We start from the raw sequence: 12,938 nt of genomic DNA, 5'->3' as shown, positions 1-12,938 counted from the left end.
TAAAGACAAAGTCTGTACTTGAGCTCCTATTAATGAAATCATTTAATGAAATCATTCGAATTCAACGATAGTGCTATTTGACTCATTGCCATTCTTGTCGCAATTATAACGACTCTAATCAACATCTGAAATATTTAAAGTAGCGGGATTGGCCTCAAACTCAGCAAGCATATCCGTAATACGTTGGTCTTTTTGCTGCCAGGCATGATCCAGCCAATCAAACATTTGCGCTTTGATGGCTTCATCTTCATAGCCGCCGTTTTGGATACCTTTGAATAAAGCCTCAGGCATCTCAATATGACGCACATCAACGCCTAAGCGTTTAATATTACCTTTCCACAAATCACTATAGGTCGGTACGCCATCGGGATAGACAATGGTCATGTCTAAGATACCATCAATATCTGCACCTAGGGCGTCAATGGCAAGAGATAATCCACCCGCACGTGGTTTAAGTAGATGAGTATAAGGAGCGTTTTGCTTGTCATGTTTACTCTGAGTGAAGCGCGTGCCTTCTAAATAGTTCAGTAAGGTGAACGGCTTATTTCTCAGTAGGGCACAAGCCCGTTTGGCTTCTTCAATATCTTTACCTTTTAAGGCAGGGTTTTTAGCGACCGCCTCTTTTGAATGCCGACGCATCATCGGAAAATCTAAAAAGTAAAAAGCTTGTCCGACGACAGGAATATAAATCAGCTCAAACTTGGTAAAAAAACGCGTTAATGGCAAACGATTTTCACTAATATATTGTACGATACTGGTATCTACCCATGACTGATGATTACTAATCAGCAGATACTTGCCATGCGAATGCACGTCATCAGGCAGGCTGATACGCCAGTCTTTATACGGTAAGATGTTATCGATTAAGGCGTTATTACTGTTGATCCAATAATTAGTAATCTTAATCACAGTTTTATCTGCAATAGCCGCGCCGGTAATGATTTTGGTAGCGCCCATTAGCCACAAAGGAACACTTACGCCAAAGCTATTGATAGCAATAACGCTGGTCGCCGTTGCCATTGAGAGTGCTTTGCCCAATCTGGGCGTGCGTTCATGTAGTTTTTTAATGGTAGAGGCCAGTCGCATATTGAATCCTTATCTATTGATGTTATCAATTTTCAAAATATTTATAATATATTAGCGTAATTGCTTATGAGTCAGTGGTTATAAGTAAGTGACTATAAGTAATAAGTGATTATAACCATTATTAGCTTGCTTTATTACAGGACCAATCTTGTCAGCTAATAATAACTACTATTTATGATTAATTGATAACTATTGATTTTAGCAGAAATTGATAACAGTATATGAGTGTTAAGGTGACTGGTAATTGCAGATCATATCAGCATATAAGATGAGTATTAAGCTATTGGTAAGCAGTTTATTATGGTAGGTGCTTTTTAACCTTCTAAGGGTGTCATGTTTTAAAACCGTATAGAATAAAAAGTGATTAGAAGACAGTAAGTAGCAACATATCAGAGCTTTGCGTAAAATGTCATGTACTTCCCGTACAGAGATGTGACAAAATATTACACAGAAAGTGGTTGTTCTTGACATAATAATATCGAATTTAAATGACATCTAATAAGCTTTCAATAAGCAATGAGCCAGTAATCAAAACTTAAAGTTTTAATTTAAAAATTAAGAGGAAAATATTATGCGTAACCAATTATTAATCGTAGCCGTTGCATCTGGTCTAGCTCTTAGTGGCTGTACTACTGATCCCAATACTGGACAGCAACGCTTAAACAAAACTGCTATTGGTACTTTAGCGGGTGCTGCCGGTGGTGCTGTTATCTCTAAAGCAACTGGTGGTAGCAATACTGGCCGTGATGCAGCTATCGGTGCAGCATTAGGTACTGGCGTTGGTTATTATATGGAACGTCAAGCCAAACAGCTTGAGCAGCAAATGGCTGGTAGTGGTGTAACCGTTACTCAAAACCCTAATGGTAATATCGATCTTGTTATGCCAGGGAATATCACGTTCTCGTTTGATGATGCCACGTTAAACTCATCATTCAAACCGACTCTTGATAAACTTGCATCGACAATGAACCAGTATAACCAGAATTCCATCACTATCGCAGGTCATACTGACAGTAAAGGTTCTGCCTCTTATAACATGGGACTATCACGTGATCGTGCTTATTCAGTGGCAAACTATCTAACTGCTCGCGGTGTTTCTTCTAGCCGTGTCAATGTAGTTGCTTACGGCGAATCACGTCCAATCGCTGATAACAACACTGATTATGGTCGTGAGAAAAACCGTCGTGTTGAGCTGACCATTAATACCCCACAAAGCGTACGTTAATTAACGCTGAGTATTTTAGATTCAAAGTTCTAAATTTTCCAAGAAAGGTCAGCATCGAGCTGGCCTTTTTTTATGGAAAATTTTTGTAAACCATCTATAGAAGTTACCGTTCGTGGTTTTGATAGAGGTTTAAATCAGCAGATAAGCTAGTGATTGTTAATTTATATTTGATAATCGTTATCAATATCATTATAATTTACAGAATTCTGAATATCATCTCAGCATTAACCGCCTTTTTTATCTTTGTAATTCCATAAATCCTATCGAGGACGTGTATGACTATCAATACAGTGACGAGCCGTAAGACTTTACCGACCACTTTAGCCGTTGCGCTTGCTAGCATCTTAATAATGTCCGGCTGCACTAAGCAGACTGACGATACGGCGGCGACTGATAAGCAGACCGACACACAAACGATGACTAATGATAAAGATACCATGAAATTATCAGCAGCTGATCAAGCTCATATCGATAGACTACTTCTCAGTTATGCGGATATGGTGCATGCTGCTTATAACGACTCGTTAGAGACTGGTAAAATATTACAAACGGCGGTTAATACCTATGTGGCTACGCCAACCCAAGTAAACCTTGATGCGGCAAAAGCTGCTTACAAAGCCGCCCGCCAACCCTATTCTCAAACTGAAGTTTTCCGTTTTGATGAGGGTTTCGTTACTCCCAATGACAAGCGAGAAGTGGGTAGCATCGATAGCTGGGAAGCTCAAGTAAATGCGTGGCCACTTGATGAAGCACTAATCGATTACGTTAGCGACAGCTACGAAGGCCAGTATAATAGCAAAGACAATATTATTAATAGCGATAGCATCACTGTTAGTAACCTTAAGCAAGACACCCGCGATATTACTCCTGAGCTATTGGCAGAGATGAATGAGATTGGTGGTAGCGAAGCCAATGTTACTACTGGCTACCACGCTATTGAGTTTTTATTATGGGGTCAAGATACCAATGGCGTTGGTGAGGGCGCAGGTAATCGTCCGGTCAGCGATTACATGACTGAAGCAGGCCAATGTACTAGCGGTGACATAGCGAACACCGATGCGAGCGTTTGCGAGCGTCGGGGTCAGTATCTAAAAGCGGCTACTCAGCTACTGGTTGATGATTTAACTGCGATGGAAGCACAGTGGCAGCCAGAAAGTGACAATACGCTACGTAGCGATATGATGGCACGTAAAGATAATAACGGCTTGCGTCAAATTATGTACCAAATGGGCAGCTTGGCTCTTGGTGAGCTGGCCTCTCAGCGTATGCAGGTGGCCTTTGTGACTGGCTCTACTGAAGATGAGCACGAGTGCTTTAGTGACTTGACTCACCTAAGCTATGCTAATAATGCGCGCGGTATCCAAAATGTCTTTGATGGCAGTTATAAAACAGTCGCTGGCAAATCAGTTGGCGGTTACGGCGTGAAGCAGTACCTTGTCGATAATGGTCATAAAGCTGCCGCCGATAAGCTTGTTGCTGACTTTGAACGGGTAGAAAATGCGTTTAATATTCTTGTGGAAAAAGGCGAGAAAGAAGGCATTAAAGTCGATCAAATGATCGCGACTGTAGGGCAGGCGAGTAAGTACGGTATCTCAGCTGAAGAGCAAAATAAGCGCCGTGGTTGGATCGAAGGTGCTATCAATAACTTACAAGAGCTGACTGCTGGTATTGAAAATGCAGCCAAATCAGTTGGTATTGATAATTTAGATGCCGATACAGGTTCACAGTCTTAAGATAAATATTGTATCTTCCATGCTAAATTATAAACAGACGCAAACCTAGCGAATGCCTGATGAGTCGCTATAAGTTAATGCGAACGATTTTTACAACTCCATAAATTAGATATAATAAATGCATTGCCAACCACCGTTGGCAGTGTGTTGTTTCTCTATTAAAATAGCCTGAAATAATGACGAGTGGCGCAGATATTTTGATTCAAAAACAGCGTTATATGGATGTCAGAATAGCATACGATTTTAATAGCTTGATGTTAGAACTAAGGTAATCTTTATGAAAGCTATGAAAGCTATGAAAGCTATGAAAGCGATACTATCAACTTTTCTTCGCCCATCCTTCACGCCAGTCTCGCAAATTAATGTCATCAAAAATAACCGCTCAATTCTTAGCAGTACTTGCCTTTCTTCGTCGACAAACCCTTATCTACCATTAAATCCTATCGTCTTACGCACTAGGTCATCTAAGCTGGCGCTTAGCCTTCTATGTGTGTTGTCAGTGAGTGGGTGTCAGCCGACCGATAGCGTGTCTGATAACAAGCAGCCTCAAGCATTATCTGCTGAGCGCACGCAAACTATTGAGACCTTAGCTGGCGTGCCAATGCAGCAGCTGGCTACTTTTGATCCGCAAGAAATTAAGCAAGGCGGCGATACTGGGGTTACTATTACCAGTAGCGAGAGTTATTCTAAACCCTCATCTAACCTAACGGCTTCACGAAAGGGCAGCTTTTTTATTGGCAACGCCTTTTTTAAGCAGCCGTGGGTCATTGCTCCTGCCAGCACCGATAGCCGTGATGGACTTGGTGCGTTATTTAATGTTGCTGCTTGTCAGTCCTGTCATGTGAAAGACGGCCGTGGTCATGCGCCAATGACAGCGGAAGACGATGCGGACAGCTTGTTAATTCGTCTCGCCATGCCAGCGACTACTGATGAGCAACGACAGCAGCTACAAGACTCATCGATTGAAAAGATCGTCCCTCCTATCTATGGTGGTCAGCTACAAGATCGCGGCATTCAAGGCGTACCTGCCGAAGCACGTATTGCTGTACAGTGGGCAGATAATCCAATTACCTTCACTGATGGTCATGTCGAGACCCTGCGTGCACCCACCTTTAATTTGACCAAACCTGGTTATGCGCCGTTTGAAGATGAGTTGATGGTATCACCGCGTATTGCGCTACCAATGATAGGGCTTGGGTTACTAGAACAAATCCCTGATGCTGACATTAAACAACAAGCCGTCAGTAATAATAGAAATGCTGATGATAATGGCAATAGTATACGCGGTAAATTTAACTGGGTGATGGATCCACAAACTGGCAAGCGCGCCCTTGGACGTTTTGGCTGGAAAGCGGGCCAAACCAAGCTGGTTACTCAGAATCAAAGCGCCTTTAGCGAAGATATGGGACTGACCTCAAATATCCGTCCGCATGGCTCTTGTATGCCTGCGCAAACTGCTTGTCTCAATGCGACTACAGGTGTTGATGAACAAGGCAATGGTAAACCACCTGTTGAAGTGAGCGATGAGGTGGTTAAGTTTGTCGAATTTTATACCCGCAATTTAGCCGTTCCAAATCGACGTAATGCCGATGATGCGCTAGTATTGGCCGGCAAAAAGCGCTTTTATGATATGGGCTGTCAAAGTTGCCATACCCCAAGATACCAGCTGCCAAAAACTAATGATGATCATCTCGAACAGCACAGCCAAGTGATTTATCCTTATACCGATTTATTGCTCCACGATATGGGTAATGACTTAGCAGATCGTACCATCGCTGGCAAGTTACCACCCAAAGATGCGCAGGTTGAATTCTTAGCCAACTCTTATGAGTGGCGTACACCGGCATTATGGGGAATTGGTCTGGCACAAACCGTTGATCCACAAGCGACCTTCTTACATGATGGCCGCGCTCGTACGTTGATGGAAGCGGTACTGTGGCATGGTGGTGAAGCAGCCAAACAGCAACAAAAAGTATTACAGCTTGATAAGCAAGGTCGTGCTGAGCTGAATGCCTTTTTAAAATCATTGTAGTAACGACACAGTAGTGATTATTAATAGCTATTGATTATTATTAATCGCTAAACATACTGACGAGGTCATCCGCCTCATCTACCAACCGATATATATATCGAGAGCCTTATGAAAAAAAACCATGCCTTAGCGATGGCACTATCGGCCTTAAGTGCCGGACTATTGATCAGCTGCGTTAAACCGGCTGATGACAATAAAGCGCCTGATAGCGACAGCCAAACAGTAACGCAAAATAGCGCTGCACTTGCTACTGATGCAACCTCTAGCGAGAGTAATAATGCGGACCAAAATATCACTATTACACCGGTAGAGATTAGCGCAGATACCTCAAAAACCTATCTAACCCATGTTGCTGAAAACATCGTTATTCCTGCGTATACCGATGCAGCCAAGCAAAGTGCTGTGTTACATGATCTAGCACAGAAACATTGTCAGCAAGTGCCGGTTAGTGGTGATGAGCTGCAAGCATTGCGCGATCAGTGGCTGACGCTAGCGCAAGCATGGGCAAGTGCTGAGATGATTGACTTTGGCCCTGCGACTGATAGCATGAGCAATCTATATATCAACTATTATCCGGATGAGCGCGGATTAGTGCATAGCGGCGTGGCTGATCTTATCGCTGCTAATCCTGCGCTAACCTCTAAACAGTTGGCGAATGAAAGTGCTATTGTACAAGGTATACCAGGGTTAGAAGAAGTGCTATATGCGAATGATAGCTTAGATGCTGGTCAATGTGCCTATGTTATTAGCGCCAGTAGTGCATTAAGCACGCGCCTAAAAGATATCGAGAACCACTGGCGAGAGAATGCGACTGAACTGTTAGCTATTGATAAAACTGCTGATAGCGATCAAGGGCTGAACCAATGGTTTAACTCTTTACTGTCATTGATTGAGACTATGAAGTCTACTGCTATTGATCAGCCGCTAGGACTGACCGGTAAAGCCAAAGGTCATCTACCCGCAGCCACCGCTGAACAAAGCCGTGCGATTATCAATGCTAAATTGGCAACTCTTAACAAAGCCCTTACTGATCCGGTATTAACCGTTATGTTGGGTAGTAATAACGAAAGCGACATCGGTAATAATTTATCAACAGCACTTGCTGAGACCACGACTCTACTGGCACAAATGCCAGAGGATTTAGCGACTGCGGATAAAACCAGCCAACAACAGCTCTATGATCACTTAACCACAGTGACGCGATTGATTAAGCGGCAGCTGATTCCGACGTTAGGTGTTCGTGTGGGCTTTAATAGTAATGATGGTGATTAAATAATGGTTGTTAAACGATAAGCAGACAGATAGAAGCTCTAGAAACCAAAGGTCTAAATACGATGGATAAGTGTGTAACGTCTGAGAGAGCAATACCTAAAATAGCAACGCCTGAGGTAGATACCCTTAAGCTCGATGCGCAGTCAGGACGGACGATTCTTGGTACTACATCAACGGTATTAGGAAGCATAATAGGCACAACCGCATTGGTCGGTATCCATCATTACTATCGTAAGCAGCAGCAGCCGGATGCACGTTTGCAAGATTACTTAACAGGTATTAACTCCCAGCTGCAGTCGCTACCATCATTTTTATTACAACAACCTCAACAGTCAAAACAGGCACTACTTGCTCCGCAGCTCAAACGCTTGCAATATGCCTGTCAGCAAGGAATGTCTGCTTGGCAACAGGCCTATCAAGGCCATCCTAATAGCTGTGATATCAATCAAAGTACCGATGGCCGTAACCAGGATAAGTTTGTAGATGTACACACCACTATCATGCTGGCGCGTCCAGTATGCTGGGTCAGTGGTGTGACGTCCATACCGCAAGTTACTGCATCAACCCATCAAGACGGTGACGATAGTGGCTTTGGGGTGGTTGGCATTGATGCTGACCGCCAAATTGTCTGGCAGACTACTATGCCTGAGCGCGTCCATGATATTGTCGTACAACCACTGTCTGACGATTTTAGCAAAGTGTCACACCGCGATGTAGTAGTCATGGGACGGCGTCCTAGTGAAAGTTTTTGGGTATTAGATACTGCCACAGGACAAGTAAAGTACGCCATTAAATCAGCTGCTGATCGCCATTTTTATGGCCATGCTTGTTATAGCTTAGACGGCAAACTGCTGTATGTGACCGAAAATGATACCGTAAGTTTAACGGGCAAAATTGGTGTTTATGACGTTAATAAAGGTTATCAAAAGGTAGCAGAATTTGACTCTCATGGTATCGGACCGCATGAACTTATTATGTATCCTGACAGCGAAACACTCATCATTGCTAATGGTGGTATCAAAACAGAACAAGCCTCTCGTGAGGAGTTAAATTTAGACAGCATGCGCCCATCACTAGTGTATTTAAACCGTCATGATGGCAGGTTATTAGAACAAATTGTCCCTGAGCACAATCAAATGAGTATCCGTCATTTAGCCATGCATGATGATGGCACGGTGATGATTGGTATTCAATTTCAAGGGGAAAAGTATCTCAATGTGCCTTTGGTGCTGACCCATAAGCGTGGTGACGTTGATTTAAAGCCCTTAATTATGCCCAACAATCAATGGCAACGTTTTCATCACTATATTGCTAGTGTGGCAGTTGATAGTCAGCATAATCTATTATGCGTCACCACACCGATTGGCGGCTGTGCAGCTATTTATGATTTAAATACTCGTGAGCTGATTACTGCTGTGCGCCTTCTTGACTGTGCCGGGGCGTCGGTACTGGGTAGCAAAGGCGAAACTAGTGCAAACGATGACGCTTATCCGAATGCTGGACAAGCTGGATTTATCGTCAGCGATGGGCAAGGTCAGCTGACAACCTTATGCATCAAATGTTTATCGGTAATAGAGTCAGAGGCGGTAGATGACAAGCAAGCTGAGCGTATTGTTAAAGACAGCCATCTGCACCTGATGTCTTTTGACAATCACTTGCAAGCTTTATAATAAAGCAGTTAATGCTAAACAGTATTGAGCAGAGGTGATGATGCCGCGAGAATATGCTACGCCTTTATTAGATAATACTGCCCAGCGTTTAATGGTGGCAGGCATTGAGCTACAGATTACTAAAAAGCGCGTTAAAAACATCAATTTTCGCCTTAAGCCTTATGCTTTACTGGTTTCAGTACCGTTTAGGATCAGTACCATACAAATGGCACAGGTGATAGATAAGCGGGTATCGTGGGCAATAGACAATCACGCCCAAGTATTAGCCCAGCATAACCGCGGGCAAAAACAGGGACATCTAGCCACGCTTAACCCATCAGCAGCGTCTGACCCGGTTATGTTATGGGGTAAGGCGCAATCCTTTACATTGAACAGTAATGAAAAAATTGCCTACTATCGGCAACAACTATCTACCGTAGCGCCCTCGCTATTTGATAAGTGGCAACCGATTGTTGGCGTTTATGCCAATGAAGTACGCATCAAAAAAATGCACACGCGCTGGGGCAGTTGTAATACCCGCGTACGTCGTATCTGGCTATCGGTTTATCTTCCTGCTTATCCTATTGAGTGTACGGAATATGTGATTGTCCATGAACTTTGTCATCTATATCATGCCAATCATAGTCACGCATTTTGGCAAACGGTTGCTACAGCTATGCCAAAGTATCAGCAATGGCATGATATTTTGGCCGGTAAATCTGGGAAGTTGGATTAGATTAAACATGCTAGACCTATATAAGCCTGCTATGATAAGCCATAATGCTACAAAACGTATCGTTTAAACCACATAGTAGCCTATAAGGAGTAGATATCGTATGGAAAATATCAATCAAGCTAATTTTTGGCAGCAGCACTATGAGCAGAACAGCATCAGTTGGGATATGGGGGAGGTCTCACCGCCACTCAAAGCTTACATCGACCAGTTGCCAGCATCTGCTAAAAATCAGTCAATTTTAGTTGCTGGAGCAGGTAATGCCTATGAAGTCGGTTACTTGCATGAGCAAGGCTTTACCAATGTTACCTTAGTTGATTTTGCCCCGGCCCCGATTAAAACCTTTGCTGAGCGCTATCCCAGCTTTCCACCTGAACATTTGATTTGTGCCGATTTTTTCACATTATCGCCAAGCCAGTATCAGTTCGATTTGATACTAGAGCAGACCTTTTTTTGTGCGATAAACCCTACGCATCGTGATAACTATGTGCAGCAAATGGCTGCGTTATTAAAGCCTAAAGGTAAACTGGTTGGGCTATTATTTGATAAGGATTTTGGCAAGGATTACCCCCCATTTGGTGGTAGCGCGGCGGAGTACCGCCAGCGTTTTGAGTCCTGTCTTGATATTAAGATAATGGAGCTTTGTTACAACTCACATCCTGCACGTCAGGGTAGTGAGTTGTTTGTTATGATGCAAAACCAACGTTAGCATTAAATAGCTCGGAGTTGGGTATGTTATCTATGCTAAGTCGCTAGTCAGCACTTTTGGCAGCCTCTTCAAATGCCTGTTTAAATAGGTCGCCGAGCAAGTTCACGTCATCGACGCGGGCATAATTTAGACGGGTCACAAAAGCAATATGACGGTGCGGGCCTGCCTCAGCTAGCGGTATGGCTACTGCATTTTGGTTTTGTAGGTGCAGCTGATCTAGCGCCATCTCCGGCACTAATGTGGTACCCATATTAGCCAGTGCCATCTGAATTAAAGTGTTCAAGCTGGCGTCAGAAAAGCTTGATTTCATCTGCTCGCGATCGTAATGACAGACTGATAGAGTCTGATCGGTTAGGCAATGACCTTCCCCCAGCAGCATTAAATTAGCGTTTGCTAGCTCATCAGAATTGATGGTGTCTAGTTTGGCATGGACATCGTTTTGGGGGAATACGGCAAAGAAGTCTTCGCTCCAAAACTCAAAAGTATGCAGTCCATCTACCGCATAAGGCAGCGCAATAATGGCCGTATCAATATGACCATAGCGAACTTGTTCCAGTAGACGCTCCGTCTGCTGCTCAACGATGGTCATGCGAAATTCTGGATAGTGTTGTCTAAGCGCCGGTAGCACCTTAGGTAGTAGGTAAGGGGCAATAGTTGGAATAATACCGACAGTCATCGGATAAGCAAGCGGCGTCTGATGGCTATGAGCGCGGGTGGTCAAATCATTGATCTCAGAAAATACCCGTTGCGCTCGGGTCAGAATATCTTGTCCAATAGGGGTGATCAGTACTTGCTTATTGTTACGCTCAAAAATCTGCGTATCCAGCTGTTTCTCAAGTTCTGCTATCCCCAAACTAAGTGCCGACTGGGAAATATTACAGTCTTCAGCCGCGCGTTTAAAATGGCGATGTTTGGCGACAGCTAAGGCAAATTCAAGTTGACGTAGGGTAATCATAATGGCTCTCTTTTGACGGACAGTAATCAGGTATTGCAAAGAAAAATGATGTAATTTCCACACAATTTTTTAGTGATTCTTTTGCTTATTAAATTTAAGCAGCAAGCTTTTGCTTATTAAATTTAAGCAGCAAGGTGGTTTACGTGTCACTATCTATTGACTAACAACAGATAGAATAGTCTAACAAGTTTAATAAAACAAAACATCACATTAAAAACTTTTAACTGGATTAACCATAGAATTCACGTATAGTTTGTCAGGTGGCCTCGTTCATTAAAGGCTTAGTTTAAATAACTAGATAAATAATCACCAATCAACTTAACAATAACGGAGCCCATCATGGCAGCTATTATTAACCAAGAAATCCCAGAATTCTCAACAGAAGCGTTCGTAAATGGTGAGTTCAAAACCATTACTTCAGAAGACGTCAAAGGCAGCTGGGCAATCTTTATGTTCTATCCACATGACTTCACGTTTGTATGCCCAACAGAACTTGAAGACATGGCCAATCATTACGAAGAGCTACAAGGCTTAGGCGTTGAAGTTTATGCCGTATCAACCGATACTCATTTCGTCCATAAAGCATGGCATGATTCTTCAGAAGCGATTGGTAAAGTCACTTACCCAATGCTTGGCGACGGTACTGGTAAAATCACTCGTGGCTTTAACATCATGATTGAAGAAGATAACGCAGCTTTACGCGGTACTTTCCTAGTCGATCCAGATGGCTTAATCAAAGTTGCTGAAATCCATGACCTAGGTATTGGCCGTAGTGCAAAAGATATGCTCCGTAAAGTAAAAGCCGCTCAATATGTACGTGAAAACGATGGCGAAGTTTGCCCAGCCGCTTGGGAAGCCGGTCAAGCAACTCTAAAACCAAGTCTTGATTTGGTTGGTAAAATCTAAGCTATTGTTTAATAACGACAGTTTAATAAGTAGTCTATCTATAACGCCTTAGTTTAGATAGACCACATGAATAAAGACCCCATCAGCACATGTTGATGGGGTCTTTTTATATTTATTGGGGTTTATAATGTTTACCTATTATATATGGTAAATGCCTAGGCGCGAGACTGGATTTTATTCTTATCGATTATTTTATAAATCTCGTCTTTAAGCTGGAGTTTGCGTCGCTTCATTTTTTCGATTTCTTCATCACGACTGGCATGTTTGACTACGTCATGTTCGAGCTGATTGATTTGCTGATCGAGCTGAGTATGCTCATCAAAAATACTCGCAAAGTGGCTGTCTTTCTGTTTAATTTCAGCGATAATATCTCTGTTATCTTGCCATGTATCAGTCTTTCTCATGTTGTCATCCTTGTTATTTAGCGCAAGCTTAGAGTAAGTTCTTAAGCACTGGCGCGTGGGGGTTAAGACGGTTTATGATTATGAGACTTATTTATTATGAAGCCCTATTATTATAAGGCTTGCTGTTAGAAGGCTATTGCTATTAAAAAAGCGTCATTAAGAAGAAATATAATTAAAAGAAAATAATAGTAATTACTCACCATAAAAATGAGACTATCATTAGGAAACTAAGTG

Annotated in this window: 11 protein-coding genes; 8 read left to right on the top strand and 3 right to left on the bottom strand. The window is 42.7% G+C overall.

The window, feature by feature from the left end:
* Nucleotides 1-114 precede the first annotated feature (114 nt).
* A complete protein-coding gene (locus AAEY88_RS05620) occupies nucleotides 115-1,086 on the bottom strand; it encodes an acyltransferase (protein ID WP_350560190.1) in 972 nt (323 codons plus the stop codon).
* Nucleotides 1,087-1,657: 571 nt separating this feature from the next.
* Here AAEY88_RS05620 and AAEY88_RS05615 point away from each other — a divergent pair.
* The 7 genes from AAEY88_RS05615 to AAEY88_RS05585 all read left to right on the top strand — a co-directional run bounded on the left by AAEY88_RS05615 (nucleotide 1,658) and on the right by AAEY88_RS05585 (nucleotide 10,439).
* Nucleotides 1,658-2,311, top strand: coding sequence for an OmpA family protein (locus AAEY88_RS05615; RefSeq protein ID WP_350560188.1), 654 nt, complete (start codon nucleotides 1,658-1,660; stop codon nucleotides 2,309-2,311).
* Nucleotides 2,312-2,586: 275 nt separating this feature from the next.
* The gene (locus AAEY88_RS05610; RefSeq protein WP_350560186.1) at nucleotides 2,587-4,044 is read left to right on the top strand and encodes an imelysin family protein; all 1,458 of its coding nucleotides are present in this window, start codon (nucleotides 2,587-2,589) and stop codon (nucleotides 4,042-4,044) included.
* A 277-nt stretch (nucleotides 4,045-4,321) separates the two neighbouring features.
* A complete protein-coding gene (locus AAEY88_RS05605; protein WP_350560184.1) occupies nucleotides 4,322-6,076 on the top strand; it encodes a di-heme oxidoredictase family protein in 1,755 nt (584 codons plus the stop codon).
* A 108-nt stretch (nucleotides 6,077-6,184) separates the two neighbouring features.
* Nucleotides 6,185-7,348 carry an imelysin family protein gene (locus AAEY88_RS05600; RefSeq protein ID WP_350560182.1) on the top strand — a complete coding sequence of 388 codons (1,164 nt, stop codon included), beginning with the start codon at nucleotides 6,185-6,187 and terminating at the stop codon, nucleotides 7,346-7,348.
* Between the two features lie 62 nt (nucleotides 7,349-7,410).
* Entirely contained in the window at nucleotides 7,411-9,018 is a 1,608-nt protein-coding gene (locus tag AAEY88_RS05595; RefSeq protein WP_350560180.1) for a DUF1513 domain-containing protein, read from the top strand.
* Between the two features lie 37 nt (nucleotides 9,019-9,055).
* Entirely contained in the window at nucleotides 9,056-9,733 is a 678-nt protein-coding gene (locus AAEY88_RS05590) for a M48 family metallopeptidase (protein ID WP_350560178.1), read from the top strand.
* Nucleotides 9,734-9,833: 100 nt separating this feature from the next.
* Nucleotides 9,834-10,439 (top strand): methyltransferase domain-containing protein, encoded by a 606-nt coding sequence (locus tag AAEY88_RS05585; RefSeq protein ID WP_350560176.1) that lies wholly within the window; start codon nucleotides 9,834-9,836, stop codon nucleotides 10,437-10,439.
* Between the two features lie 43 nt (nucleotides 10,440-10,482).
* On the opposite strand, the gene AAEY88_RS05580 is transcribed toward AAEY88_RS05585, so the two are convergent.
* Nucleotides 10,483-11,394 carry a hydrogen peroxide-inducible genes activator gene (locus AAEY88_RS05580; protein WP_350560174.1) on the bottom strand — a complete coding sequence of 304 codons (912 nt, stop codon included), beginning with the start codon at nucleotides 11,392-11,394 and terminating at the stop codon, nucleotides 10,483-10,485.
* Nucleotides 11,395-11,733: 339 nt separating this feature from the next.
* Between AAEY88_RS05580 and ahpC the strand changes: the two genes are divergently transcribed.
* A complete protein-coding gene (ahpC, locus tag AAEY88_RS05575) occupies nucleotides 11,734-12,300 on the top strand; it encodes an alkyl hydroperoxide reductase subunit C (RefSeq protein WP_350560172.1) in 567 nt (188 codons plus the stop codon).
* Nucleotides 12,301-12,455: 155 nt separating this feature from the next.
* On the opposite strand, the gene AAEY88_RS05570 is transcribed toward ahpC, so the two are convergent.
* Nucleotides 12,456-12,704: a DUF465 domain-containing protein gene (locus tag AAEY88_RS05570; protein ID WP_350560170.1), complete on the bottom strand. Its 249-nt coding sequence runs from the start codon at nucleotides 12,702-12,704 to the stop codon at nucleotides 12,456-12,458.
* Nucleotides 12,705-12,938: the final 234 nt, after the last annotated feature.

It is taken from the genome of Psychrobacter sp. CAL346-MNA-CIBAN-0220, from assembly GCF_040309805.1.
In the GTDB taxonomy this organism is placed as follows: domain Bacteria; phylum Pseudomonadota; class Gammaproteobacteria; order Pseudomonadales; family Moraxellaceae; genus Psychrobacter.
Note: the sequence above shows the minus strand (reverse complement) of the source record. Positions and strands in the feature narration are given on the sequence as shown.

Bases quoted from the DNA above. Each gene is read 5' to 3' on its own strand.
- AAEY88_RS05580 (WP_350560174.1), bottom strand. From the start codon at position 11,394: ATGATTACCCTACGTCAACTTGAATTTGCCTTAGCTGTCGCCAAACAT.
- AAEY88_RS05595 (WP_350560180.1), top strand. From the start codon at position 7,411: ATGGATAAGTGTGTAACGTCTGAGAGAGCAATACCTAAAATAGCAACG.
- AAEY88_RS05600 (WP_350560182.1), top strand. From the start codon at position 6,185: ATGAAAAAAAACCATGCCTTAGCGATGGCACTATCGGCCTTAAGTGCC.
- AAEY88_RS05590 (WP_350560178.1), top strand. From the start codon at position 9,056: ATGATGCCGCGAGAATATGCTACGCCTTTATTAGATAATACTGCCCAG.
- AAEY88_RS05570 (WP_350560170.1), bottom strand. From the start codon at position 12,704: ATGAGAAAGACTGATACATGGCAAGATAACAGAGATATTATCGCTGAA.
- AAEY88_RS05585 (WP_350560176.1), top strand. From the start codon at position 9,834: ATGGAAAATATCAATCAAGCTAATTTTTGGCAGCAGCACTATGAGCAG.
- AAEY88_RS05615 (WP_350560188.1), top strand. From the start codon at position 1,658: ATGCGTAACCAATTATTAATCGTAGCCGTTGCATCTGGTCTAGCTCTT.
- AAEY88_RS05610 (WP_350560186.1), top strand. From the start codon at position 2,587: ATGACTATCAATACAGTGACGAGCCGTAAGACTTTACCGACCACTTTA.
- AAEY88_RS05620 (WP_350560190.1), bottom strand. From the start codon at position 1,086: ATGCGACTGGCCTCTACCATTAAAAAACTACATGAACGCACGCCCAGA.
- ahpC (WP_350560172.1), top strand. From the start codon at position 11,734: ATGGCAGCTATTATTAACCAAGAAATCCCAGAATTCTCAACAGAAGCG.
- AAEY88_RS05605 (WP_350560184.1), top strand. From the start codon at position 4,322: ATGAAAGCTATGAAAGCTATGAAAGCTATGAAAGCGATACTATCAACT.